21 protein-coding genes and 1 pseudogene are annotated in these 26,772 nt (G+C 35.5%); 8 read left to right on the forward strand and 14 right to left on the reverse strand.

Translation table 11 applies throughout. The annotated features are described in order from the left end of the window. Nucleotides 1-118: 118 nt before the first annotated feature. The 8 genes and pseudogenes from ON07_RS16935 to ON07_RS03230 all read right to left on the reverse strand — a co-directional run bounded on the left by ON07_RS16935 (nucleotide 119) and on the right by ON07_RS03230 (nucleotide 9,471). On the reverse strand, nucleotides 119-2,026 hold the full coding sequence (locus tag ON07_RS16935; RefSeq protein WP_237708844.1) for a serine hydrolase domain-containing protein: 1,908 nt from the start codon (nucleotides 2,024-2,026) through the stop codon (nucleotides 119-121). Then, the gene (locus ON07_RS16940; RefSeq protein ID WP_237708845.1) at nucleotides 1,998-2,162 is read right to left on the reverse strand and encodes a hypothetical protein; all 165 of its coding nucleotides are present in this window, start codon (nucleotides 2,160-2,162) and stop codon (nucleotides 1,998-2,000) included. Before ON07_RS16940 ends, ON07_RS16935 begins: the two co-directional genes overlap by 29 nt. 2 nt (nucleotides 2,163-2,164) lie before the next feature. Further along, nucleotides 2,165-3,064, reverse strand: coding sequence for a glycoside hydrolase family 3 protein (locus tag ON07_RS16945; protein ID WP_237708846.1), 900 nt, complete (start codon nucleotides 3,062-3,064; stop codon nucleotides 2,165-2,167). Between the two features lie 5 nt (nucleotides 3,065-3,069). Next, complete coding sequence (locus ON07_RS03210; RefSeq protein ID WP_010228167.1) at nucleotides 3,070-4,245, reverse strand: C40 family peptidase; 1,176 nt, start codon at nucleotides 4,243-4,245, stop codon at nucleotides 3,070-3,072. A 323-nt stretch (nucleotides 4,246-4,568) separates the two neighbouring features. Continuing rightward, on the reverse strand, nucleotides 4,569-5,579 hold the full coding sequence (locus ON07_RS03215; RefSeq protein ID WP_010228169.1) for a dipeptide epimerase: 1,011 nt from the start codon (nucleotides 5,577-5,579) through the stop codon (nucleotides 4,569-4,571). A 2-nt stretch (nucleotides 5,580-5,581) separates the two neighbouring features. After that, nucleotides 5,582-7,213 (reverse strand): glycoside hydrolase family 10 protein, encoded by a 1,632-nt coding sequence (locus ON07_RS03220; RefSeq protein ID WP_010228171.1) that lies wholly within the window; start codon nucleotides 7,211-7,213, stop codon nucleotides 5,582-5,584. A 128-nt stretch (nucleotides 7,214-7,341) separates the two neighbouring features. Continuing rightward, nucleotides 7,342-8,161, reverse strand: a pseudogene (gene murQ / locus ON07_RS14370) (N-acetylmuramic acid 6-phosphate etherase). Nucleotides 8,162-8,184: 23 nt separating this feature from the next. Beyond that, on the reverse strand, nucleotides 8,185-9,471 hold the full coding sequence (locus tag ON07_RS03230; protein WP_010228176.1) for a sugar MFS transporter: 1,287 nt from the start codon (nucleotides 9,469-9,471) through the stop codon (nucleotides 8,185-8,187). 287 nt (nucleotides 9,472-9,758) lie between these two features. Here ON07_RS03230 and lepA point away from each other — a divergent pair, with 287 nt between their 5' ends. Next, nucleotides 9,759-11,555 carry a translation elongation factor 4 gene (gene lepA, locus ON07_RS03235; protein ID WP_010228178.1) on the forward strand — a complete coding sequence of 599 codons (1,797 nt, stop codon included), beginning with the start codon at nucleotides 9,759-9,761 and terminating at the stop codon, nucleotides 11,553-11,555. Nucleotides 11,556-11,650: 95 nt separating this feature from the next. Here lepA and ON07_RS03240 read toward each other — a convergent pair whose 3' ends face one another. Beyond that, nucleotides 11,651-13,510, reverse strand: a complete 1,860-nt coding sequence (locus ON07_RS03240; protein WP_010228180.1) for a cation:proton antiporter — start codon at nucleotides 13,508-13,510, stop codon at nucleotides 11,651-11,653. Between the two features lie 296 nt (nucleotides 13,511-13,806). Between ON07_RS03240 and ON07_RS03245 the strand changes: the two genes are divergently transcribed. The 5 genes from ON07_RS03245 to ON07_RS03265 all read left to right on the forward strand — a co-directional run bounded on the left by ON07_RS03245 (nucleotide 13,807) and on the right by ON07_RS03265 (nucleotide 20,314). Then, nucleotides 13,807-14,670 carry an MBL fold metallo-hydrolase gene (locus ON07_RS03245; RefSeq protein ID WP_010228181.1) on the forward strand — a complete coding sequence of 288 codons (864 nt, stop codon included), beginning with the start codon at nucleotides 13,807-13,809 and terminating at the stop codon, nucleotides 14,668-14,670. Nucleotides 14,671-14,679: 9 nt separating this feature from the next. Next, on the forward strand, nucleotides 14,680-16,356 hold the full coding sequence (locus tag ON07_RS03250) for a S8 family peptidase (RefSeq protein WP_010228182.1): 1,677 nt from the start codon (nucleotides 14,680-14,682) through the stop codon (nucleotides 16,354-16,356). Nucleotides 16,357-16,362: 6 nt separating this feature from the next. Then, nucleotides 16,363-18,213: a M1 family metallopeptidase gene (locus ON07_RS03255; RefSeq protein WP_010228183.1), complete on the forward strand. Its 1,851-nt coding sequence runs from the start codon at nucleotides 16,363-16,365 to the stop codon at nucleotides 18,211-18,213. Between the two features lie 93 nt (nucleotides 18,214-18,306). Then, a complete protein-coding gene (locus ON07_RS03260; RefSeq protein WP_010228184.1) occupies nucleotides 18,307-18,699 on the forward strand; it encodes a ribonuclease P protein component in 393 nt (130 codons plus the stop codon). After that, nucleotides 18,680-20,314 carry a S41 family peptidase gene (locus tag ON07_RS03265; protein ID WP_010228185.1) on the forward strand — a complete coding sequence of 545 codons (1,635 nt, stop codon included), beginning with the start codon at nucleotides 18,680-18,682 and terminating at the stop codon, nucleotides 20,312-20,314. The genes ON07_RS03260 and ON07_RS03265 overlap by 20 nt, the downstream gene beginning before the upstream one ends. Before the next feature lie 116 nt (nucleotides 20,315-20,430). On the opposite strand, the gene ON07_RS03270 is transcribed toward ON07_RS03265, so the two are convergent. The 5 genes from ON07_RS03270 to ON07_RS16410 form a co-directional block, all read right to left on the reverse strand. Further along, nucleotides 20,431-20,874, reverse strand: a complete 444-nt coding sequence (locus tag ON07_RS03270) for a hypothetical protein (RefSeq protein WP_010228186.1) — start codon at nucleotides 20,872-20,874, stop codon at nucleotides 20,431-20,433. Nucleotides 20,875-20,987: 113 nt separating this feature from the next. Next, nucleotides 20,988-21,428 carry a GNAT family N-acetyltransferase gene (locus tag ON07_RS03275; protein WP_010228187.1) on the reverse strand — a complete coding sequence of 147 codons (441 nt, stop codon included), beginning with the start codon at nucleotides 21,426-21,428 and terminating at the stop codon, nucleotides 20,988-20,990. An 11-nt stretch (nucleotides 21,429-21,439) separates the two neighbouring features. Continuing rightward, nucleotides 21,440-22,348 (reverse strand): cation diffusion facilitator family transporter, encoded by a 909-nt coding sequence (locus ON07_RS03280; protein ID WP_010228188.1) that lies wholly within the window; start codon nucleotides 22,346-22,348, stop codon nucleotides 21,440-21,442. Between the two features lie 3 nt (nucleotides 22,349-22,351). Next, nucleotides 22,352-22,783: a ribose 5-phosphate isomerase B gene (gene rpiB, locus ON07_RS03285; protein ID WP_010228189.1), complete on the reverse strand. Its 432-nt coding sequence runs from the start codon at nucleotides 22,781-22,783 to the stop codon at nucleotides 22,352-22,354. Nucleotides 22,784-23,478: 695 nt separating this feature from the next. Beyond that, complete coding sequence (locus ON07_RS16410) at nucleotides 23,479-23,643, reverse strand: hypothetical protein (protein WP_155807121.1); 165 nt, start codon at nucleotides 23,641-23,643, stop codon at nucleotides 23,479-23,481. A gap of 241 nt (nucleotides 23,644-23,884) precedes the next feature. Between ON07_RS16410 and rnr the strand changes: the two genes are divergently transcribed. Then, on the forward strand, nucleotides 23,885-26,080 hold the full coding sequence (rnr, locus tag ON07_RS03290) for a ribonuclease R (RefSeq protein ID WP_010228190.1): 2,196 nt from the start codon (nucleotides 23,885-23,887) through the stop codon (nucleotides 26,078-26,080). An 11-nt stretch (nucleotides 26,081-26,091) separates the two neighbouring features. Continuing rightward, nucleotides 26,092-26,763 (forward strand): head GIN domain-containing protein, encoded by a 672-nt coding sequence (locus tag ON07_RS03295; protein WP_155807122.1) that lies wholly within the window; start codon nucleotides 26,092-26,094, stop codon nucleotides 26,761-26,763. The last annotated feature ends 9 nt before the right edge of the window (nucleotides 26,764-26,772 follow it).

Below are 26,772 nucleotides of genomic sequence, written 5' to 3' on the forward strand. Positions count from 1 at the left end.
TTCTTTGAGAATTTGTTTGAATTAGCGAACAAATATAACATTTACTTTAAAACACATGCCAATTTATAAATCGAATTTCTCTTAGATAATTGTTGATTATAAATAACTTAACTAAGGCTTATTCAAAAATAGCATCATAAAGTACCTGCTGAATATTTGTTCTGGTATTTAATTTATAAAGCATCGTATTATCTCTGGTAGGTTGCACTCTGTTAGATAGAAAAATAAATAAAAGTTTAGTCTGCGGGTCCATCCACACCATCGTACCGGTATATCCGGTATGGCCATAGCTGGAATCGCTGGCAGAAATCGCAGTATTTCCATTGATATTTCTTTCCCCTAAAGAGGGTTTATCGAAACCTAACCCCCTTCGGTTATCACTTTCCGGGAATTGATATTTCGTGAATTCTTTGATAGTCTCTTTTGAAATAAATCGTTTGCCTCCGTATACCCCTTTGTTTAAATACAGCTGCATCAATTTGGCTATGTCGTTAGCATTAGAAAAAAGGCCGGCATTAGAGGAAACTCCACTCATTAGGATTGCACCTTCATCATGTACAGTCCCATGAATTGGAGTATTTCTGAAGAAAAAGTCATTTTCGGTAGGGGCTATTCTGGATATGGGAAACTTATTAAGCGGATTATAAGTAAGTGTTGTTGCACCAAGCGGTTTATAAAAATTCTGATTCAAATACTGCTGAAAATCTTCCTGAGTAATCTCTTCAACAATGTCAGGCATTAAATAAAAGGCCAGTCCAGAATAAAGATATTTTTGCTCGTTCTCTAATTCTGATTTCTTTATTTGTTTAAAGATCTCTTTTTGATAATCCCTAAAAAGCCACATTTCATCGGTAACCTTTACTGGAAATCTATCTGAAGAATCTTTTTTAATGGTCTTCCATTTGTAACTGCCGTTTTTCCGAAACATGCTTTCCCAATACGGGATCCAGGCTTTAAATCTTGCTTGATGCGCCAATATTTGTCTGAACGGAACGCCTGCCTTATTCGAATTCTTGAAATATGGTAAATACGTATCTATTCCAGCTTCCAGATCGAATTTGCGTTCGTCCTTCAGTTTCATTAAAGCCGGTAATGCAGAAGAGATCTTAGTAACCGATGCTAAATCATATAAATTTTCCAGTTTTACTTTAGTGGTATCCGAATAACTTTGGAGGCCATAAGCCTTATGAAAAACCACTTTTTGATCCCTCGCTACTAAAATTTGTCCTCCGGGAATCGCTTTTAAATCCATTGCTTGTTCCATCAACGAATCTATTTTTTGATTCAGTATTTCAGAATCCATTTTGGCATCTTCCGGTAGCGTATATTTAAATCGTATTCCTCCTTCAATATCCAATCCGTCACCCTCTTTAAATTTATCACCAATACTTACCGGTAATTTCCCATTTGCTCCTACTCCACCAAAGATCAATTGTGCCGCGAGATCTTCTGAATTTTTTCTATCCTGATATGTTAGTATTAAAGCCGAAGCATTTTCAGCAGCTTCCAAATTTTCTAAAGAATATGGATTTTTAAAATAGCTCAGGACACTGGTTTTCTCAATTGAAGTAGTGTTGAGAAACATTTGCACTTCAGTAGAAATCTTCATGTTATTTCTAGAATACTTGCTGTCATCATGAATTCCAATAATCACAAGGTTGAACGCTGAAAGACCATTTTTAACAGAATCTATTTCAGCTTTATTGGCTTCATAGGAGATATTAAAATGTGTGATTTTTGAATACAAACCTAAAGTTTTCTGAAACTGATTGTTTTTGTTCCCTCCAACTGAAATAGCTGCAATTTTTAAAGTGTCTAATCGCTGCAACGGCAAAAGTTCTGACTGATTTCGCAGTACGGTTAAAGAAGCTTCGGTAAGATTTCTATTCAAAAGTTCTGCTGAAGAAGAATTTAGATCTTTATCAATATTTTTTATATCGGTTGGCTTATAGATATCAAGTCCAACCCATTGTTTTAGCGCCAACAGTTTTCTACATCTAGCATCGATTTCTTTTTGGGAGATCAAGCCTTTTTTTAATCGCTTTTTTGATCTCTGCTATAGCTTTGGGAACATCTTCTGTAAATTCCAAAAGATCGTTACCCGCCAGAATAGCGTCTTTATCTACAATCCCGGGGGAATTATCCTTGGTAACGCCTTTCATGTTCATGCATCGGTAACAATCAAACCCTGGAATCCAAGTTCATCTTTTAATAAACCCGAAATAATAGGTTTAGAGAGCGTGGAAGGAACTCCTGTAGAATCTAATGCCGGAATATCCAAATGAGCCACCATTACCCCACCAATTCCCGCTTTTATAATCTCTCTAAAAGGATATAATTCAGTTTCGTCTAGTCTTGCTCTAGAATGTGTGATTCTAGGTAGGGCGTAATGGGAATCGGTATCGGTATCTCCATGTCCCGGAAAATGTTTGGCGGTGGGTAAAACTCCGTTATCCTGTAAGCCTCGCATATAAGCGATTCCTTTTTCAGCTACATTAAACTTATTCTCTCCAAAAGACCGAAAATTGATCACAGGATTTGCGGCATTGTTATTCACATCTACCACAGGGGCAAAATTCAAGTGCAGCCCTACTCTTTTAATTTGCTTTGCAACCTCAACACCCATCTCGTAGATCAAACTATTATTTTGGATTGCTCCCAAACTCATTTGAAAAGGATAACTCACCGTGCTATCCAAACGCATCCCAATACCCCATTCCGCATCGATAGCGCTTAATAAAGGCACTTTTGAGGCTGCCTGGTACTCATTCATCAACTTCACTTGGCGCACCGGGCCTCCCTGAAAAAAGATAAGTCCACCAATTTTGTGCTTTTTAACTTGCTTTAAAATTTCTTGTTTGTGCTCTTCTCCTCTATTGGAATAGGCCGCCACCATGATAAGCTGAGCGATCCTTTCCTCTAGACTCATTGTTTTCATTATAGAATCTACCCATACGCTATGAGTATATTGCAAGAATTCTGGAGGTTTTATAGAATCTTTTTGCGCAAATCCGGAAAGGCTACAACATAAAAAACCAAAAATTAAAAATTTGAAAGATCGCATATGATTTACTTTTGGGCTTCAGTTTTTTCGTAGAGATCACTTTCTGCAAGACGAATCACCTTTTCGCTATCGGGCAAAATTCGCTTGGTTCTTAGGTATCGGTTATAATTATATTCGTCGAAATCTGCAGAAGTAGTATCTGTAGAGCTAACATGTACATTTCCTAAAGAGTGGATAAACTGATTATTTCCTATCCACATCCCCACGTGTACCACTTTTTCTGAAGTAGAATCGGTGGCTTTTCTTCCGAAGAACAAAAGGTCACCAGGAATTAGTTTTTCGAAGTTTTTAGTAGTGTCAATTAGTTTTCCGGTATGAACTTGTTGAGAAGCATCCCTTGGAATTACAATTCCATTCAAGAAAAATATGGTTTTGGTAAATCCGCTACAATCCACTCCTTTAGACGAAGTACCACCCCATAAATAAGGCAAGCCCATTAAAGATTTGGATGTAACCACTAAGTTTTCTTCGGAAGGATTTAAAGATTTCACCCATTCTGAATAGATTTTAGCTTCCTCTTTTTTGATATAAGCAGTTGCTCCAGATGGATATTTCACTTCATAAAAAGAGCCTTTTTCATTCACTTTTTCCAATACATCTCCGGCAACAAGGTCTGAAACCACCTGTGATTTATCTGAAGCCTCCGAAAAAGAAGCTCCAAAAGTATCAGTATAAATTAATTTAGGGGCGCTTAACCAAGTTTGTATTTCAGCTTCTGTCATTAACTGAATTCCGCCTTTATCTACCCAAGCCAAATATTTATCGGGAGTTTGTACTAAATACCAATCTCCTTCGTGTTTTAAAACATTTAAAGGTGTCCCCATGGTCGCTTGTGTTGCCAATTCTGCTGAATGCGCAGGATTAGATCTAATATTTGCTACGGAGATCTTAACAACCGCATGAGGCGTATTTTTTAGATCGCCATCCGGCACTAATTGAAGACTATCGATATAAGCTATGTTTTGTGCTGCTAATTTAGATTTCAGATCGCTAACTGCCTCAGGAAGATTTGAATCTCCTTTTAATACCACTTTCCCATCCTTGTTGTAGGTTTCAACTTCAAAAAGCGCCACTCGCTTATCTGGAACATATTCGCTTTTAACCTCAGCAATAAGCGCTGTTACCTCGGGATTAATTTCTTCAGCTTCAGTTTTTTCTTTCTTATCGCAGGAATTCAGCACTAAAACAACACATGCTAATCCGACTAGTTTTTTTTATTGGCTTTTTCATTTTAAAATTTTCTTTCTTATTTATTATAAAGTTTGTCATTCCGACAAAGGAGGAATCTATTAGAATCCCGAGAGATTCTTCACTTCATTTCATTGCGTTCAGAATGACACTTCAAAACTGTCATTCCGTTCCGATATCTATCGGAAGAGGAATCTCATTAAAACTTAGAACTTCCTTGAGATTCTTCAATCCGCTGCGCTAATTTCAGAATGACACTTGTGCTTTACGACTGCCAAGCATTACATCTCGACTCCGCTCGACGTGACATTTTTTTTTAAAGCAACTCTACTCCTGTTCCATTTCTTTTCGGGAATTCCGCTTTCCCATTTTTAATCTTAACTCCGTTCGCGATGTCATTTTTCAGCAGAAGCGCCCCATCCATATCTACATAATCCAGAAGGGGTAACAACTGTGCAATTGCAGAAATTCCTACGCTAGACTCTGTCATACAACCCATCATCACTTTTAAATTGCGCTTTCTGGCTTCTGTGATCATTCTTTTTGCCGGTGTTAAACCTCCACATTTTGTGAGCTTTATATTAATGCCGTGAAAAATCCTACTGCATTTTACAACATCTGTTTCTACTAAGCAACTTTCGTCTGCGATTATTGGAAGTGCAGATTTTTCGAATACTTCCTTCATTTCATGCTCCATATTAGGAGCTAATGGTTGTTCGATAAACTCTACATTCAATACTTTTAATAATTCAGAATTAAGAACGGTTTCTTCTGCACTCCATGCGCCATTAGCATCTACTCTAAAAACTGAATTCGTATGCTTTCTTAGTTCTTTAATAATTTGAACATCTTCCTTAGTTCCTAACTTAATCTTGTACAACGGCCATGGAAAATCTTTAATCTTAGCTGTCATTTTTTCTACAGAATCTATCCCGATGGTATAATTGCTTAGCGGAAGACCTTTGAGTTTTAGTCCCCACATTTTATAAAGTGGAATGGTATTCCTCTTTCCATGAAGATCGTGCAAGGCGATATCCAACGCACATTGCGCAAAAAGATCCTCTTTTAAAATTGGGTATGTTAACTCCCAAATAACTTCCGGTGATCGTTGAATGTTTTCTTCTACAATGCTTTCCACTTTTTTAATTGCCGAGATCATTTGCTCTACGCTTACACCATAATAAGAAGTAGCTGTAGCTTCTCCGTATCCCGTATAATCTCCTTCTGAAATAGCAACAATTAAAGTTTCCTGAAATTCTCTAGAGGTATGGGAAATGGTGAATTTCTCTTTTAACTCCAGTTTATATTTAAAAAATTCCAGTTTCATCTCTAAAATTCCGGCTTCAAAGCTGTTTTTCTAATTAAAATTTCTTCAAAATCGCTTTCAATTCCTGTTTTACTAATTGCAGTAACGCCAATTGAAACAATAGGAGATTTCTGCTCTTTCTTATCTAGAAAATTAGATAAGCTATACGAATTCTCTGTCCTGCTTATAATCTTATAATTCCAAGTAGCATTGCTTCTATAATATACCACCCAATTAGAAATGTTATTTAAATTTTCATGTTCCCATTGTATTTCTAATCGATCTTCAGAAAGGTCTGTTTTCACCTTTGGAGTAGCTGGAATTGTTTGGTCCAACCATTCACTTGCAGGTACCAAAGCTTCATTTTTGTAAGGTCCTTCCAAAATATTTTTTGAAAGATTTGGGTACTTAAGCAATGGGCCAATGCTCCAGTGCACTGTTCCTTTACTGTCTGTTAGCATGCCTCGGGTTAACATAATTTGGTTGATGGTTTCATCTACATTTTCTTCATCGCCTCCAAAATCTATATTTATCCCAGGCCATAAATGCCTTTTTTGGGTATTCTCTTCGTCCCACCAGCCCAATAAAACCGGAAAACTCTGTTTGGTTTGGTTGATCTTCCAATACAATTGTGGAGTGAAATAGTCTATCCAACCTTTATTCAGCCATAATTTTGCATCGGCATATAACTCATTATATTGATCCATTCCGGCAATCGATTTTGGAAATCCAGGGCGCCAAATTCCAAACGGACTGATTCCAAATTTTACTTCAGGCTTTTCGGCTTTTATCTCCTTATAAATTCGCTCTACAAAAACATTAACCTCTTCTCTGCGCCAATCTGGTTTAGAAAGTTTTCCCCCCGCTTTTAAATAGGCTTGATAACTTGCAGCATCAGGGAAATCCTGTCCTTTGTTATAAGAAGCATACGGATAGAAATAGTCATCAAAATGAATACCATCGATATCGTATCGCTTTACGATATCCATTACCACTGCAGAAGAATGATCTTGGGTAGTTTGCTTGGAAGGATCCATCCACCACATGCCATTTTTTAATTCTACGGCAAATTCGGGATGTTTTTTCACTAAGGATTTCTCACTTATTTTACCACCGGTAGTATGATGCGCTCTATATGGATTTAACCACACATGTAATTCCAAACCACGCTCATGAGCCTCTTTTATCCAAAACTCCAAGGGATCGTAATAAGGTTCCGGAGCCTTACCAACCGTACCCGATAAAAAAAATGACCAAGGCTCTAAATCACTTTTATATAAAGCATCGGCTTGTGGTCTTGCCTGAAAAATAACCGCGTTGTAATTGTGATCTTTTAAAAAATCCAGCAATTTAATTGCCTCTTCCTGCTGTTGCTTAGTAGAAAGACCCGATTTGCTAGGCCAGTTAATATTTGCAACCGTCGCAATCCAGGCTGCACGAAATTCTCGCATTACATATGGAGCAATTTTACTCGGATTTCTTACTTCTTCTATATTTTCAATTTCATTGATAGGTGACTCCACCTCGGGAATTTCAGTTTTAACCTCAGCAGGTGCCTTCGGCTTAGGCTGAACTGTCTTTTTTTTGGAAGCACATCCGCTTATAAGAATCAAACAAAACAGCAATGCTGTTATAAGGAAATTGTTTTTACTCATATATTTTTATTGAAGCTATTAAATTGAAATTCTAAAATGTTTAAGGAATGTAGATCGTCTCACATGTAGAAAGTTCTCGACTCCGCTCGAACTGACCAACCCCCTTTTTGCTTTATTACTAATAAATTTTAAGAGTCAGTTTTATAATTCTTAAATGCATTTCGAACACTTTTATGCTCTTCTAATAATTTTGCTGCGGTTGCTTGATCTACATCCAATTCTGCCATGATCATTCTAATACCTCGATCTACCAATTTATTATTAGAAAGCTGCATATCTACCATTTTATTGCCTTTTACCCTTCCTAATTTTATCATGACCGCCGTAGAGATCATGTTTAAAACAAGCTTCTGTGAGGTTCCAGACTTCATTCTTGTGCTTCCGGTTACAAACTCCGGACCTACTATAATTTCCAAAGGATATTCTACCGCCTGAGACAATGCCGAATTTGCATTATTAGTAATACATGCCGTTACCAAACCATTTTCTCTTGCTTTTTTTACTCCTCCGATTACATATGGCGTACTTCCGGAAGCTGCAATTCCTATTAACACATCACTTGCATTAATATTGAATTTTTGAAGGTCTTTCCAAGCTTGTTCCTGATCATCTTCAGCATTTTCGACTGCTTTTCTCAGCGCTCCATCTCCCCCGGCGATTAACCCGATTATTACATTATCTGAAACTCCAAATGTCGGTGGACATTCTGAGGCATCCAAAACTCCTAACCTTCCGCTAGTTCCCGCGCCAATGTAAAAAAGTCTGCCTTGCTCTTCAGAGATTTTTGAAACAATAATGTTTACTAATTCTTCAATCTTCGGAATAATTTTCTCTATCGCATTTGGAACTTTTTTTGTCTTCAGCATTCATGTTTTGCAACAATTCTGAAGTGCTCATTTTTTCCAGATCCTCGTAATTCGAACTTTGCTCTGTGGTCTTCTGATTCATCATTTTAGTTTCTAAAGACAAATTTAATCTCTTCTTATTTTATATCCAGAGGTAGCAAAATATAATATAAACATATAACACGGAATCACCACCCAGTAGGCTTGCTGGGGTGAGGAAAGATCTGCGAAATATCCGTAGATCAAAGGCATGATAGCACCACCTGCAATTGCCATAATTAAAAAGGACGAGCCAACTTTTGTAAATCTTCCTAATCCTGCAATTGCCAGTGGCCAGATTGCCGGCCAAACCAAGGCATTTGCCAAGCCAAGAAGTGAAATACATAATACTGATACAAAGCCATCTGTAAAAATGGCTCCCAAGCCTAGAATTAATCCTATTACTGCCGAAACTTTAAGCGCATTTTCTTGAGAAATAAATCTAGGAATTGTAAAAATTCCAACGATATATCCCACGATCATGGCAATTAACGTGTAGGTGGTAAAGAATTTTGCATTTGCAAACGAAATTCCCTGCTCGGCACCATAACTTATCACAGTATCTCCGGCTATTACCTCTACCCCTACATATAAGAAAAGCGCAATTGCTCCCAATAATAAATGTGGAAATTGAAAAATGCTTTTTTTGGTACTATTGGTTTGAGCCAAAACCTCATCTTCTTCATCGGTATCTACTTCCGGTAAGGTGGAAAAATAAATCATAATTGCAAGAACTATTAGAACTGCCATCATAATTAAATATGGCAGAATAACCCTTTCTGAAAGCAAATCCAGTTCTGCTATTTTTTGAGCAGCAGGCATTACTTTTAAGTTTTCAACTAAGGCATCTACATCTTTTAAAGCGATGGCTCCTAAAATTATAGGTGCAATAGCTCCGGCTACTTTATTACAAATTCCCATGATACTAATTCGCTTAGCAGCACTTTCAATAGGCCCTAAAATGGTAACATATGGATTTGCGGCAGTTTGAAGGATTGCCAATCCGGTTCCCTGAACAAATAATCCTAATAAAAACAATTCATATGTTCGCGAATAAGCTGCGGGAACAAAGATCAAGGACCCAACTGCCATTACGATTAAACCTAGAGACATTCCTTTTTTAAAACCTGTAATCTTTAGAATCCAGGCGGAAGGCAATGCCATCACCAAATAAGCGATATAAAAAGCAAAGGCCACTAAATAGGCTTCAAAATTATTAAGCTCGCAAGCAATTTTTAGATAGGGAATAAGTACCGAGTTCAACCAGGTTACAAATCCGAAAATAAAAAATAAGGCACCTATTATAAATATAGATTTATTGGTGCCGGAAGAAGTGCTTGCTTCGGTGAGATTGGAATTAATAGGGTCTTTCATATAAAAATTGGTTGCAATTAGTTTAGATATTTCTTCAGAAAAATGTGATTTTAAAAGAGTACTCTTAAAATTTAAACCAAGATATACATTTCATCCATAAAGCTTAAAATCAATTGGTTTAATTTCAGAAGAAATAATGAGTGGAATGAAATTCTATAAAACACATTAGGCCAGTATCGTGCTATTTATCTCTTGAAGATAAATTCTTTAATGGATTTTAAAAAAACTATATTTGTAGGCTTAAATAAGATTGCCAATTAGAGGCAATAGCTACTTTGAAATGACTCATGAAGAACATACGTAACTTTTGTATAATTGCCCATATAGATCACGGAAAGAGTACTCTTGCAGATAGATTGCTGGAGTTTACAGGATCTGTAACAGATCGTGAAAGTCAGGCGCAACTGCTAGATAGCATGGATCTTGAACGGGAGCGTGGAATAACTATTAAAAGCCACGCGATCCAAATGGATTATACCTATAAAGGAGAGCAATATGTTTTGAACCTTATTGATACTCCCGGACACGTAGATTTCTCTTACGAAGTTTCTCGATCTATCGCTGCCTGTGAAGGTGCTTTACTAATTGTAGATGCAGCGCAAAGTATCCAGGCTCAAACTATTTCTAACCTGTATTTAGCATTAGAAAACGATTTAGAAATTATTCCGGTGCTTAATAAAGTGGATTTGCCAAGTGCGAATCCGGAAGTAGTAACCGATGATATTGTAGATCTTTTAGGTTGTGATGCTTCAGATGTGATTCCTGCGAGTGCAAAAACCGGAATTGGAATTGAAGAAATTTTAGCCGCAATTATAGAGCGAATTCCTGCACCAAAAGGGAAAATAGATGAACCGCTTAGAGCGTTGATTTTTGATTCTGTATACAATCCTTTTAGAGGGGTAGAAACTTATTTTAGAGTGATAAATGGCTCTATTAAAAAAGGTCAGCAAATAAAATTCGTAGCTACAAATAAAAATTATTTTGCGGATGAAGTGGGGACTTTAAGGTTGAAACAAGATCCAAAAAAAGAAATAAAAGCAGGAGATGTAGGCTATTTAATTACCGGTATTAAGGAAGCTCGCGAGGTAAAAGTAGGAGATACTATTACTGATGCTAAAAACCCAACTACAGAAGCAGTTGCCGGTTTTGAAGACGTAAAACCGATGGTTTTTGCCGGAATTTATCCTGTAGATACTGAAGATTATGAGGATTTACGATCTTCTATGGAAAAGTTGCAATTAAATGATGCTTCCTTAGTATTTATTCCGGAAAGTTCGGCAGCACTTGGTTTTGGGTTTAGATGTGGATTCCTAGGGATGCTTCACTTGGAAATTATACAGGAACGCTTAGAGCGGGAGTTTGATATGACAGTAATTACTACTGTTCCTAACGTATCTTACCATGCCTTTAAACATAAAAATCCGGATGAGTTGATCTTGGTGAATAATCCATCAGACCTTCCGGAACCTTCAAGCTTGAATAGGGTAGAAGAGCCTTATATCAAGGCGAGTATTATAACAAAAGCCGATTTTGTAGGGCCTGTGATGTCTCTTTGTATTGAAAAAAGAGGACAAATCACCAACCAAACTTATCTTACTCCAGAAAGAGTAGAATTGAATTTTGATATGCCTTTGGCAGAGATAGTTTTCGATTTTTATGATCGTTTAAAAACAGTTTCTAAAGGTTATGCCTCGTTTGATTATTCTCCTATTGGAATGCGAGCTTCTAAACTTGTAAAAGTAGATGTATTGCTTAACGGAAGTGTGGTAGATGCCTTATCTGCCTTATTACATGCCGATAATGCCTATGATATTGGAAAGAAAATGTGTGAAAAGTTGAAGGAACTTATCCCAAGACAACAATTTGATATTCCAATTCAGGCGGCAATTGGGGCGAAGATTATTTCCAGAGAGACCGTAAAAGCCTTAAGAAAAGATGTAACTGCAAAATGTTATGGAGGGGATATTTCTCGTAAACGTAAATTATTAGAAAAGCAGAAAAAAGGTAAGAAACGTATGCGCCAAGTAGGAAATGTGGAGATCCCACAAGAAGCATTTATGGCGGTACTTAAGCTAAATGATTAATTTTTTAAGAGTTAGATAACTCTAAAAACATAACCTATAAAAAAAGCCTCGTAAGTATTTACGAGGCTTTTTTTTATATAAATTCATGTAGTTCTCTATTCTGTTACTTCTTCTTTATCCGTTAAAGCTTCTTCTTTGGGTTGAATCTCTTTCCCAAGATATACTAATTGATAGCCTTCCTTAATTTCCACTTCCTGACTATGAGATGGAATAATTTTAAGGTCTCCAGCTTCAGTTTTTACGAATAAGGGTACCACTTCGGTATCTGTTTTGGAAATCTCTATAATTCCATCATAGTGTTCTTTACTATTTAAAAAGATTTCATGAATATTAGGATATTTTCTAGAAACTTCTGTAAGCTTAATAAAATCGTCCGTATGAGAAAATAGTCCTTCATCCGGATTACTCTCCGGATCGTTCATTTCATCTGTAGAGATCAGCCTAAAAGAACCTTGCTCTCCAAATTGCTTTTGAAATTTCTGGATTGCAGTTTTATTAATATCACTGTTTCCGGTGATTGCCATTAAATAACCAATATCGCTCAGCTCTATATTATTTAAAAGATCGTCTGAATATACACTTCCTTCTAAGGCTTCAATTCCCAGCGCTTTTGCTTTTCTAATGTTGGCCGCGTTATTATCTACAAGAACGACATGCCTTTTATTATCCTTCAAATATTTTGCAATGATTCTTGAGACGGAAGAGGCACCTACAATTAAAATTCCTTCAGAATTGGTAATAAAAACACCAACCAGTTTAGCAAATAAACGCGCTGTAGTAGCATTCAGTAAAACTGAGCACAAAACGATCATAAAAACCAAAGGAGTAATATATTCTGCTCCCTCTACGCCTTCACTGGCTAATTTTAATCCGAATAAAGAAGCGATACCTGCTGCTACAATTCCGCGGGGACCAACCCAGCTAATAAAAGCAATTTCACTAATTTTTAATCCCGAGCCAAAAGAGCTAAAAATCACTCCTAATGGACGAATAACAAGCATTACAATCCCAAATAAGATTAAAGCTTTCCAGTTATAAATTAGCAGTAAATCATCCATTTCCATATTGGCTGCCAAAAGGATAAAAAGGATCGAGATTAATAAAACACTTAAGGATTCCTTGAAATAAAGAAGCTCTTTTAGATTCGGTAATTTGGTATTTCCCATTACCATTCCCATTACTACCACTGCTAATAAGCCACTTTCATGTGCGAATATATCCGACAATACAAACACTCCTAAAACGGTAGCTAGAGTGAAAACATTCAGCAAATAATGCGGAATGATATCTTTTTTGATTGAAAACGCTAAAATATGGGCGAAGGTGAATCCAAAGGTGAATCCGAATAAAACAATTTTTCCAAACTCAATTAATGCGGTTTGCGTGAAATCCTGCCCACTTTCTACCAAAATAAATTCATAAACCAATACGGCTACCAGGGCTCCAATAGGGTCTATTAAAATTCCTTCCCATTTTAAGATTGAAGAAACATGTTTTTTAAGAGGAATATTTCTAAGGATAGGGGTGATTACCGTTGGTCCCGTTACAATGATCAATGAAGAAAATAAGAATGAGATCTCCCAAGAAAAATCATAGATAAAATGTACTGCTATTGCTGCTCCAAAGAAGGTTACAACAACTCCAACACTTATAAGCTTTAAGATTACAGGGCCAACATTCCCAATTTCGCTCTTCCGGAGGGTTAAACCACCTTCAAATAAAATAATTGCAATGGCTAGGGAAACAAAGTAAAACAAGCTTTCTCCCGGAAAAAGACCTTCTTCCCCATTCCAAATAGGTTCTATCCATTTTGTACCATCCTCAGAAAGCATTGTAGAAATTGGACCTACAAAAAGACCGATTAAGATAAGAGGGAGAATAGCCGGAATCTTCAATTTCCAAGCGGTCCACTGGGCTAAGATTCCTAATATAATTATACCTGCGAGTTCTAACATTCAATAAGTTTTAATTAAAAATCACTTTGGCTATTTACTTTTTTGAAAAAAGTTGGTATTTCCATGCCGGTGAAATTTAAATTAGTAGGGTTCTATTTAATTTTAAAGTAAAATAGAATTAAAAATGCAAAAATAGGATGTTTCTATTAAATAAATACACTTTATAAGTTACAGCCTGAAAAAACTATTGTTACCTATTACAATCCTCAATATTTTGTTAAAAAGTTTAAATTCCCAAGTGGTGCCAATAAGTAAGTATAGCGGTTTTTAGTACTTTGCATCTCAAATATCGATTTATGAAATTATATCCTATAGAAGCGGGAAATTTTAAGTTGGATGGTGGTGCTATGTTTGGCGTAGTTCCTAAATCTTTATGGAATAAAACCAATCCTGCAGATAATAACAACATGATTGATATTGCTGCACGTTGTTTATTGATCGAAGAAGGCGATAAGCTAATCTTGATAGATGCTGGAATGGGCGATAAGCAGAGTGAAAAATTCTTTGGTTATTATTACCAATGGGGCGAACATTCCATAGACAAATCGCTTAAGCAACATGGATTTCATAGAGACGATATCACAGATGTTTTTATGACACATCTGCATTTTGATCATTGCGGAGGAAGCGTGCAATGGAATAAAGATAGAACTGGCTACGAGCCGGCTTTTAAAAACGCAAGGTTTTGGAGTAACAAAGATCATTGGTTGTGGGCTACCCAGCCAAACGCTCGCGAAAAAGCATCATTTTTGAAAGAAAACATCATTCCAATGGAACAAAGCGGAAGGCTTCATTTTCTGGAAAAAGATCCATCAGAAACTTTTATCACCGCAGAGCAGCTTGGTTTTGGTGTGTTATTTGTAGATGGACATACGGATAAACAAATGATTCCGCATATTAAATATCAAGATAAAACCTTGGTTTTTATGGCAGATCTCCTACCAACAGCTGGACATATTCCAATTCCGTTTGTAATGGGATACGATACGCGTCCATTGTTAACACTAGGTGAAAAGGAGCTGTTTATGAAAAAAGCAGCAGATGAAAATCTTTATTTATTTTTAGAACATGATGCTCATAACCATATTATTACCGTGAAAAACACTGATAAAGGTGTGCGGTTAGACAGAACTTTTACTTTTAACGAACTTTTTAATTAATATTTCAAAATGAAAATACCCTTTATTAAACCCCTATTTATTGCGGGAATTGCATTTACATTCGCGGCCTGTGGTACTACAAATCCCGTTCTTATTTCTACACCGATAGAGAATATAGATGAGATACCTTTAAAAATCACTCCGCTTACAGATACTCAATTAAAAAATTGGGGACAGTACGATCTGGTTACAGATACTATCCCGGGAATGAGTATAGATAAGGCATATAACGAGATTATTAAGAACAAAACCGGAAATCAGGTGATCGTTGCTGTTATAGATAGCGGTGTTGATATTGCCCACGAAGATCTAAAAAGCGTTGTTTGGGTTAATCGCGATGAGGTAGCCAACAATGGAAAAGATGATGATAAGAATGGCTATGTAGACGATATTCATGGTTGGAATTTCCTTGGAGACGCGGTGAAGGAAAACATGGAATATACTCGTATTTATAAGCGTTTAAAACCAAAATACGAAGGTAAACCTGCTTCAGGAATTACCAATGGAGACAGAGCTGAGTACGATATTTATTTAAGTGCCAAAGCAGAATACGAAAAGGAATACAATGAAAATCTTCAGAATAAAACTCAATACGAGCAAATAAAGCAACAACTTACAATTGCTCACAAAGCAGTTTCTGCTAAACTTGGAAAAGAAGATTATACGAAGAAAGAATTGGCTGCAATGGAAGCTACTACCCAAGAAATGCAGCAGTATAAAGCCATGCTCTCTCAAATTCAGAATAATGTAGATGAAAATATTCCGGAAGCATTAAAACAATTAGATGAAGGAATTGAATATTTTGCAAATAGGCTTAATACGCACTTCAATTTAAACCTTGATGGAAGAGCAATCGTTGGAGATAATCCTTATGATATTACCGATACCAAATACGGAAATAATGAGGTTTCTGGTCCTACAAAAGATAAAGAAGATATAAAACATGGAACTCATGTGGCGGGAATAATCGCAGCAAAGAGAGGAAATAATATTGGAATCGACGGAGTTGCCAATAATGTGCAAATTATGGCCGTTCGCGCGGTACCAGATGGAGATGAATATGATAAAGACATCGCCTTGGCAATTCGTTACGCAGTAGATAATGGTGCAAAAGTGATTAATACCAGTTTTGGTAAATACTTTTCTCCAAATCCTGAATTTGTGACGGATGCCTTGAAATATGCAGCTTCCAAAGATGTTTTAATTGTAAATGCCGCTGGAAACGAGGGGTTAGATCTAGACACTAAAATGGTATATCCAAACGATCAGACACCACAAAACCCAACTGAAATTGTAGATAATGTTTTAACCGTTGGTGCTCTTAATTACGAATATGGTTCCGGATTGGTTGCGAGCTTCTCAAACTTCGGAAAAACCAATGTGGACGTTTTTGCTCCCGGAACTAAGATCTGGTCTACAACACCAAATAACACCTACGAATATTTACAAGGAACATCAATGGCGGCACCTGCAGTTGCTGGAGTAGCGGCTATCATTCGTTCTTTTTATCCAAAATTAACAGCTGCGCAGGTTAAGAATATCATCATGAACAGTGGGGTTTCTACAAAAGCATCGGTAGTTGTTAGTGAAAATACTTTAAACATGAAATTTACAGATCTTTCCGTTTCCGGGAAGATGGTAAACTTATATAATGCGCTTATTTTAGCCGAAAGAGAATCCAAATAATAAATTATGAAGAGAATATTTTTAGCAATAACAATTTTTACAGGCATTTGGGCGCAAGCTCAAAACAACACTTGCTATTGGCAACAAAAAGTTGACTACAAGATGGAAGTGGATATGAATGTAAAGAATTATCAATACACAGGAAATCAAGAGTTGGTGTATACCAATAATTCCCCAGATACTTTAAATCGTGTTTTTTACCATTTGTTCTTTAATGCTTTCCAACCAGGAAGTGAAATGGATGTGAGATCTAGAACCATTAAAGATCCGGACAGAAGAGTAGGGGATCGCATTTCTAAATTAACCGAAGCTGAGCAAGGCTATTTAAAAGTGAGTTCTTTAACCCAAGATGGAGCAACACTTTCTTTTGAAGAAGTTGGAACTGTACTAGAAGTTGAACTTAGTAAACCACTTTTACCTGGTGAAAAGGCAACGTTTAAGATGGATTTCAAAGGGCAAGTGCCTCAGCAAATTAGAAGGTCCGGTAGAAATAATGCCGAAGGAGTAGCACTTTCTATGGTGCAATGGTATCCTAAAATGGCAGAATACGATTTCCAAGGATGGCATGCAGATCCATATATAGGCCGTGAATTTCATGGAGTATGGGGAGATTTTGATGTCAAAATAGCTATCGATAAGAAATTTACTTTAGGTGGAACCGGATACCTTCAGAATCCACAAGAAATTGGACATGGGTATGAAGCAGAAGGAACTAAAGTAAAAGAACAAAAAGGAGAGAAGCATACATGGCATTTCGTAGCACCGATGGTGCATGATTTTGCTTGGGCTGCAGATCCAGAATTTGTTCATGATAAAAGAACAGCTGCAGATGGTACCGTGTTGCATTTCTTATATAAGAACGATCCGGAAATCAAAGAAAATTGGAAAAATCTTCAACCTAAAACAGAGGAATTATTGTTGTTTTTCAACGAACATATTGGCCCTTATCCATGGGATCAATACTCTGTGATCCAAGGTGGAGATGGAGGAATGGAATATGCTATGGCTACTCTAATTACCGGAAAACGAAATTTTGGTAGTTTAGTTGGCGTGACCTCTCACGAATTGGCACATGCTTGGTTTCAGCATTTAATGGCAACTAACGAAAGTGTGCACGAATGGATGGACGAAGGATTTACTTCATATATTTCGACACTGGCGGAAAATGAGATCAGCGAATCTAAAAAGGAAAATATTTTTGCCGGTTCTTATAGAGGATATGTTGGTTTGGCAAAATCTGGAGTAGAACAGCCACAAACTACCCATGCAGATAGATATAACTTGAACGGTGCTTACGGAGCTGCTGCCTATACTAAAGGTTCTGTTTTCCTGGCACAATTAGGATATATTATTGGGCAGGAAAATCTTCAGAAAACATTGAACAGGTATTACGACGAGTGGAAATTCAAACATCCAACTCCGAATGATTTTATTAGAATTGCTGAAAAAGTATCCGGTGCAGAATTAGACTGGTATTTTATAGACTGGACGCAAACTACGAATACGATAGATTATACGGTTACAGATCTTACTGAAGAAGGAGAAACAACTATTGTGAATCTTGAGCGTATTGGTTTAATGCCAATGCCTTTGGATGTGAAAGTTACTTATACCGATGGAACTTCAGAAATGATTTATATCCCATTGCAAATGATGCGTTGGAACAAACCTGCTGAAGAGGGTATGGAGAGAACAGTAGCTAAAGACTGGGCTTGGGCATATCCAACTTATAAGTTAAGTATAGCTAAGCCAAAAAGTTCAATTTCTAATGTTCAAATAGATCCTGCCGGATTAATGGCAGATATCAACAGAGAGAATAATCAGTTGAAGGAAGCAGTTGCGACTGAAGAGAAGTAATATTCTTTAACTATTTCAAGCTTTACTATTAAAAATCCGTTTTGGGAATTCCCAAAGCGGATTTTTTTAATTTAGCCAACTCAACCAGCATTAATGAGTGAAACCTTTCCTGCTTCAGAAAAACTGAAAAGCAAAATTTTAATAGATACCCTTTTTACTGAAGGAAAATCTATTAAACAGTTTCCCATTAAACTGCTTTATCATCCTATTAAAAATCCGGAAATTTCTACTTGTAAAACCGGGGTTTCGGTACCTAAACGAAATTTTAAAAAAGCTGTAGATCGTATTCATTTGAAACGCTTGATGCGAGAAGCTTTCAGGAAAAATAAGTATCTTGTAGAAAGCAACTTAAATCGAAAATATGCGTTGATGTTCATATTTACCGCACGTAAAAAATATGACGTTCAGGAAATTTCAGATTGCATCATTCAGCTTTTGAACAAATTAATAGAAAAAGAGGCCGCTCATGAAAACCAGGATCATTAAAAGAATTTCGGTAGTATTTATTGCTATAAGCCTCTTTATTGGCGCCAGCTCATTTAGAACCGATTTTTTTGAAATAGCTAAACAATTAGAGATATTCACGACCCTTTTTAAGGAGCTGAATATGAATTATGTAGATGAAACCAATCCGGCAGAGCTGATGGATACCGCCATTAAAGCGATGTTGGCAGATTTGGATCCTTATACCAATTATTATAACGAACAAGATGTAGAAGCGGCAAGAATGAATACTGCCGGAGAATATCAAGGAATTGGTGCTTCAGTAAGGATCCAGGAAAAAAGTTTCGTAATCCTTGAGACCTATAAAGATTTTCCTGCAGATAAAGCGGGTTTAAAGCCCGGTGACGAAATAATAGAGATTGGAGGACTCTCTGTAGCTGATTTTACAGATAATGCTTCAGATTTACTTAATGGCGCTCCAAACTCACAAATTACTCTTACTTATCTAAGACAAGGAAAAAAACTGTCTACAACATTAACAAGAGGTTTGGTTACTTTAAAAGCTGTGCCTTTTTATGAATTACTAAACGATAATACGGGATATATTGTGTTGTCGAGATTTAATGAGAATGCATCTTCAGAAACCATCAAAGCATTAAAAGATCTTGAAGCAAAAGGAGCCACAAAATTAATTCTAGATCTTCGAGGGAATTTAGGTGGATTGCTTAGTGAAGCAATTAATGTAAGTAATATTTTCCTCGAGAAAGGGCAGTTAATAACCACTACAAAATCTGTCATTGAAAAGTATAATCGGGAGTATTTTACACAAAAAGAACCGATAAACACCAAAATTCCATTGGTAGTGATCATCAATGGTCGCAGTGCCTCGGCAAGTGAGATTGTTGCGGGTTCTATACAGGATCTTGATAGAGGTGTTATTGTAGGTGCTAGAAGTTTTGGAAAGGGACTCGTTCAGCGTCCGAAGGAATTAGCATATGGTACTCAATTAAAACTTACTATTTCTAGATATTATACTCCAAGCGGTAGATGTATCCAAGCCTTAAATTATAGAGAAAGAGATCAAGATGGGAAAGCCATTAGAACGAAATTAGAGGATTACAACGAGTTTAAAACCAAGAACGGAAGAAGTGTTTTTGATGGAGGAGGAGTCCTGCCGGATGTAGCTTTAAAGACTTCAGAATTTAGTGCGATCACCAATGCGTTATTGGCTAGTAATGCTATTTTCGACTTTGCAACCCAATATTATTATACTCATAAATTAGAAAGCCCTCAAGCTTTCAAGTTCACAAATGAGGATTATAATGCCTTTAAAACCTATTTGAATACAAGTAATTTTAGCTACCAAACCCGTACTGAAAAAGACCTGGAAGAGGCGTTAATTACTGCGGAAGAGGAAGGTTTTAGTGATACTATTTTAGATAATTATAAACAAACCCTAGCTGAAATTGAAACTGCTAAGAAAGCCGATTTAGATACCAAAAAAGCGGAGATTACTACTTTGTTGACAGATGAGATTATAAAAAGGTATTTCTACCAAGAAGGTTTGTATCAACATTATATTTTGGAAAATCCTGAGATTACTGAAGCGCAAGCGATCTTGAATAATTCTTCGAGATATTCTGGGATTTTAAAGTAGAAGCAAGGTTTAATTTAAACATCATAAAAGCCTATCATTGACCTATCATTCTGAAAGATTTTTGGAACATTTTAGAGTCTAATTTTGGCAATTGATTTCTCTAAAGTGAGCAGTTTCTATTTTGCTTTTGCATAAAAGAGTCCCGGTCCGTCACAAGCCCACCAATTACTTTGTAACCTATTGCTTTCTGCATTAAAAGTAAGAGATTCTTTCGTATTTGAATCACAACTTCCAATGATAGCGCTTGTTTCGTTATAGTTGAGAATAAAACTTTGAATACTCTCATCAAAACTATAAGTTCCGGATGCCGACTCTGATTCTCCTTCGGTAATTCTTGTTTTAAGAAATGAACCATCAGTCTTAAAAACGTAATTTTCTTGCCAAGCCATTTCCTCACCTGTACTTTCAGAACCTTCAATGCTACCCGTCATTTTAACTAAGTTCCATGTTTGAGGATAACTAGTAATTGAAAAATCTTCACTTTGCAATGTCTCTTTGCTCCTGGAACAGGAAGCCAGTAAAAAAATAGAAATCAGAATAAAAGAAGAAAGAGTTTTCATGATTTTAGCGTATTTGAAACTTTAAAAAAAGAGCTGATTATTTGTGAAATATTAAATTAAGATACTACTTATAAATCGCAGTTTATAAAATCGGTTCTTCAATTCAATAAAAACTAAGATTTTATCATTGCAATATGTGGAATTCCATCTTCCAAGTAGCCTTCTCCAATTTGTTTAAAATTGTGACTTTCGTAAAATTTGGTAAGGTGTTTCTGGGCAGAAATTTTAATGCTATCTACCTTAAATCTTTCCTCAACCTCCTTAATAGAAGCTTCAAAAATAACGTGACCAAAGCCATATTTTCGAAAACCTTCTTTTACTATCACCCTTCCAATAGAAGCTTCATTGAAGTACATTCCTTTATCAAAACATCGTGTGTAAGCTACTAATACTTCATCTTTATAGCCCATAATATGAAGTGCTTTCTGGTCTTTTCCGTCTATATCTTGATAAACGCAATCTTGTTCTACCACAAAAACTTCAGACCTAAGAGCCAAAATTTCATATAATTCATTCAAACTTAACTCTTGAAATGTCTTTACTTTTATCTGCATAATTTTTATTTTCAATCCTGAACGATTAGATCTTTATTGTCCCGTTTACCAAATTCCGATTGAATATTCACATGATTGATCCCATAGGAATGATACAACAATTCTTCAATTTCTACCCTGATGTCATCAAATTTAGAAAGTAGGATATCTTCAGTAAAATCCACATGCGCTTCCAAATGAATTTCAGTTTCATTTAATTGCCAAACATGGATATGATGTACATTTTTAATTGTTGGAATTGTACAAATTTTTTCGGCTATATCTTCCAAAGCAAGATCGCTTGGCGTAAAAAGCATAAGTACTTTGGTGGCAGATTTTAAAAGATCGTATCCTACAATAATCAGATACACCGCAATGGCTAAGGTAAGTACACTATCTACCCAAAAAATTTGATAATACTTCATTAACAAACCTCCGGCAAGTACAGCAACAGAAGCCATCATATCTGTTAGTAAGTGTAAATATGCAGAACGCATATTGAGGTTGGCTTCGCTATCCTTTTTTAAAAGCAAAACACTTAAACCATTTCCTACAATTGCTAAAAGGGAAAGCCAAATAACGAGATTAGAATCTATAGTTTCTGGATTCTGAAATCTTTGAACTGCCTCAATAATAAGAATTACAGCTACAATAATAAGAGTAGACGCATTTACAAATGCAGCAACAATTTCGGCTCTTTTATATCCAAAAGTGTGTTTTAAAGAAGCATCTCTTTTAGATAAGATATTAGCTATATAACTTACCAATAAAGAAAGTACATCGCTAAAATTATGAAGCGCATCAGAAAGTAAGGCTAAACTTCCACTTAATAAACCACCAATTACTTGGGCAAGAGTAATTCCTATATTTAGAAATATAGAAAATAAAAGATTTTTACCTTTTACTACATGAGAGTGATCATGACTGTGGTTGTGCCCCATTAATTACTTAACCGGAATTTTTTCAACGCGATTTTGGTGACGTCCACCTTCAAACTTTGTATTAAGAAAAACATCTACCATATCTACAGCTTGAGTTTGAGATACAAATCTAGCAGGAATGCTTAAAATATTTGCATTGTTATGCTCTCTGGCTAATTTGGAAATTTCTGCCGTCCAACACAATGCACAACGTACACCTTGATGTTTATTAGCTGTCATAGAAGCTCCATTTCCACTCCCGCATATTATGATTCCGGTATCTACTTTTTTATTTTCAACATCGCTTGCAACAGGGTGTACAAAATCTGGATAATCTACGCTATCCTCATTGTTAGTACCGTAGTTAATAACCTCGATACCCTTTGATTCTAAGTAGGCTACAATAGTTTGTTTATACTCTGTTCCTGCGTGATCATTTCCAATAGCTATTTTCATAAGTTTGTTTTTAATGCTTGAGCAAAGGTAAAAAATGGCTTGTTAACTATTATAAAATCCATTGTTAATTACTTTATCCATCTTCCTTATTTTAAAGGCATTGTAAATTTTGATAAAATGTGAATAACATTAAGTGAGTTTCTAATAATAAAATTTGGTAGTTATTTTTAAAATTAGAATAGCAAAATATCCCTTAAATAAACTAATTATAACTTTGAAATTTCTAGGGAAGTTATGAGCATCAAAATATAGATTGTGAACAACCAAATTTGATATAGTTTTCAAAGATTTCTATTAACATATAATTATTCACTATTGTTAAGTAAATCTTAAAATAATAAGAGAATCAGTTCTTTAGAAATATATGAACCTGTTAACAAGTCAATCTAAAATGTTGGTATCTCAAAATCCTATTTTTAATCAAAAAAAGTTATGCTAGAAGTTAACAAGCTATAATAACCAACAGTTTTAATTTTTTAAAAAGAAGAAAAAAGATAATTATAATATAAGTGTTTATAACTTCAAGTTTAAGTTCCCTGTTTAAGGAATATAAAATAGAATTATTTCTACTTAAAAATTTTAAAGAGTAATAAATTATAGAAATTGGATATAAAAGTCTTTAAATAAGTGGCTTACACTCTATTCCTAATTTTTGAAATGAAGAAAAAATTAATTCTTTTCTTAGTATTAGATTTTTAATATTTGGTTTTGGCTATATGCTGTGATATAGAACTTCTGGAAGGATCAAGATCTAAATTACTTTGCTTATTAAGCGTTTTACTTACAGCAGAAAAAACCCCTAAGATTCCCAATAGAAATATAAGATAGAATAAAAGCGAAATTTTAGTGGACTTACTCATTTAAAATCACTTTTTCTTACAAATTTGTGGGGAAATTATGGAAGAGATGTAAGTTTAAAATTAAGAAAACATTAAGAAAATAAAAATAATTTTTAAGATTTTTTTAATGTGAAGTATCTGATAATCAAATAAAATTTAGAAGAACTCTTTGTAGTCCTAGATTGATAGGCTTAACAAAAATTTATTGATAGAATATTTTAAAGTCACTTTTTAACTGTAATTTTATAGCTTATTAAGATTTATGAATAGAAAGAATAAAGGATCAAATCCTAGGAACGAAGGAAAACTTTCCAAAAGCATCCTGGATATATTAAGAAAATCCCCAAGTACAGACTTTAATTACAAACAAATTGCTGCAAAACTAGATCTCACAGATGCTAGTTCCAGGAATAAAATAATTAAAAATTTAGCGCAGTTGGCGGCTAAAAAACAGATTGAAGAAGTACAAACCGGAAAATTTAAAATGGGTGGAAATCCCGAATATTATCAAGGGAAACTTGATATGACCACCAAAGGCTTCGGATATGTGGTAGTTGATGATATGGATGAGGATATTTTTATTCCTGCTAATGCCTTAAATAAAGCATTAAACGGGGATGAGGTAGAGGTTTATGTATACAACAAGCGAAGAAAAAGAAAATCTGAAGGAGAGATAGTTAAGATTGTTAAAAGGAAGAAAACTGAATTTGTAGGAGTTTTACAAATGCAACCAAACTTCGGTTTTGTCGCCATACAAAATCCTAAAATGTATACAGATATTTTTGTTCAGAAGAATAAAATGCTGGATGCACAAGATGGAGATAAGGTTGTTGTAACCATGGAAGAATGGCCGGAAAAAGCAGATTCTCCTTTTGGAAGCATCAAACAAGTTTTGGGAAAACCGGGAGAGCATCATACAGAAATGCATGCAATTCTTGCACAGTATGGATTGCCGCATGAATTCCCAAAGGAAATAGAGGATTTTGCAAATAATATAGATACCTCTATTCAGGAGAATGAAATTAAAAAGCGCAGGGATCTTAGAGAAACCCTAACTTTCACTATAGATCCAAAAGATGCAAAGGATTTTGATGATGCTTTGAGTTTTAAAAAGTTGGAAAATGGCAATTTTGAAATAGGAATTCATATTGCAGATGTTTCTCATTATTTACAACCGGGGACTATTCTGGACGATGAGGCTTATGAAAGAGCAACATCTGTATATTTGGTAGATAGGGTAGTACCTATGTTACCGGAAGTACTGTCTAATAATGCCTGTTCTTTAAGGCCGAATGAAGAAAAATATACCTTCTCTGCAGTTTTCGAAATAGATGCTAAAGGATATGTAAAAAACGAATGGTTTGGTAGAACTGTAACTTTATCTGATGAACGTTTTGCGTACGAAGAAGCTCAGCATATCATTGAAACAGAAAAAGGAATCATTCCAACAGAAATATCTATTCGTGAGAATGGATACAACGTTGGAGATAATGTGGTAGACGCCGTTGTAACTCTTAATGATCTTGCAAAGCAAATGCGAGTTAGACGTATGGCCGATGGTGCCATTTCTTTTGATAAAGTTGAAGTAAAATTCAATTTAAATGAAGAAAATGAACCAGTAGGAGTGTTTTTTAAAACTTCTCAAGAAGCTAATAAACTTATTGAGGAATTTATGTTGTTGGCCAATAAAAGGGTGGCACAGTTCATCGGAAAGCAAACGCCGAAGAAAACTTTTGTTTATAGATGCCATGACGAGCCGGACGATTCTAAATTAAACACCTTACAAACAGTAATTTCAAAATTTGGTTATAAAATAAATTTAAAGGATAAGAAATCTATTTCTAATTCTTTAAATGAATTGCTTAGCGATGTTCAAGGTACTAAAGAGCAAAATTTAGTAGATACTTTGACTATTAGAACAATGAGTAAGGCGTATTATAGCACTAAAAACATTGGGCATTACGGTTTATCTTTCGATTATTATTCACATTTTACGTCCCCAATTAGAAGATATCCGGATGTAATGACGCATAGGTTGCTACAGAGCTACTTAGATTCTAAACCTTCCGCAAAGGAGGAGGAATATGAAGAAAAATGTCACCATAGTAGTGAAATGGAAAGTTTAGCAACTAATGCAGAACGGGATTCTATAAAATTCATGCAAGTGAAATTTATGGTAGATCACAAGGAAGAAGACTTTTTAGGGGTAATTTCTGGAGTTACCGAGTGGGGAATCTATGTTGAAATTATTGCTAATAAATGTGAAGGAATGGTTCGTTTACGTGATATTAAAGATGATCATTACGATTTCGATGAAGAACAATATGCTATAGTTGGTAGAAAAAGTAAGAATATGTACCAATTAGGCGACGAAGTTTATGTTTCTGTTAAAAATGCCGATCTTGTAAAGAGGCATTTAGATTTCAATTTAATAGGAAAGAAAGAACCAGTTAATTAATATTATAAGTGATGAAAAAAAATATACTATTAATGTTTTTATCCTTAGCTACAAGTGTTTATGCTCAGGAAATAACAGTGGAACTAGACAACTTTACCGAGGCTGAAATTACAAAAGGACTCAAAGTAAATTTTACTCAAGCTGATGAAAATAAAGCTATTATTACAGGCAGCAGTCGGGATAAAGTAAATCTTAAGGTCAAAAATGGAGTTTTGAAAGTGAGTGTAGATTTAGATCACCTTTGGAATGAAGATAATACCATTGTAAATATCTCTTATAAACAATTATTAAAAGTTGAAGCAAAGCAAAATTCCGTGATAGACTTATGCGGAAGAATTTCTCAGCCAATGCTTAACATTAGAGTTCAAGAGGGAGCAGATGTAAAAGCTAATGTAGATGTGGAAAATCTTTATGCTAGCGTTGTTACAGGTGGAAATCTTTTTATAATCGGTAATGCCGTAAAGCAGGATATAGATGTAAAAGCTGCCGGAGATTTTAAAGGAGAAAACCTTATAGGATCAGAGGTTAAAGTTAGTATTGCCGGGGGAGGAACTGCCAGTATATTTTCCAAAGCTTATGTAAATGCAAAAGTGAGAGCAGGAGGAACCATTTATGTGTACGGAGATCCTGAAAAGATAGATGAAAGGACCATTTTTGGAGGAACCATTAAGAAGATAAACTAACAAGTTATC

Origin of the sequence: Gillisia marina, assembly GCF_000258765.1 — a bacterium.
GTDB lineage: Bacteria > Bacteroidota > Bacteroidia > Flavobacteriales > Flavobacteriaceae > Gillisia > Gillisia marina.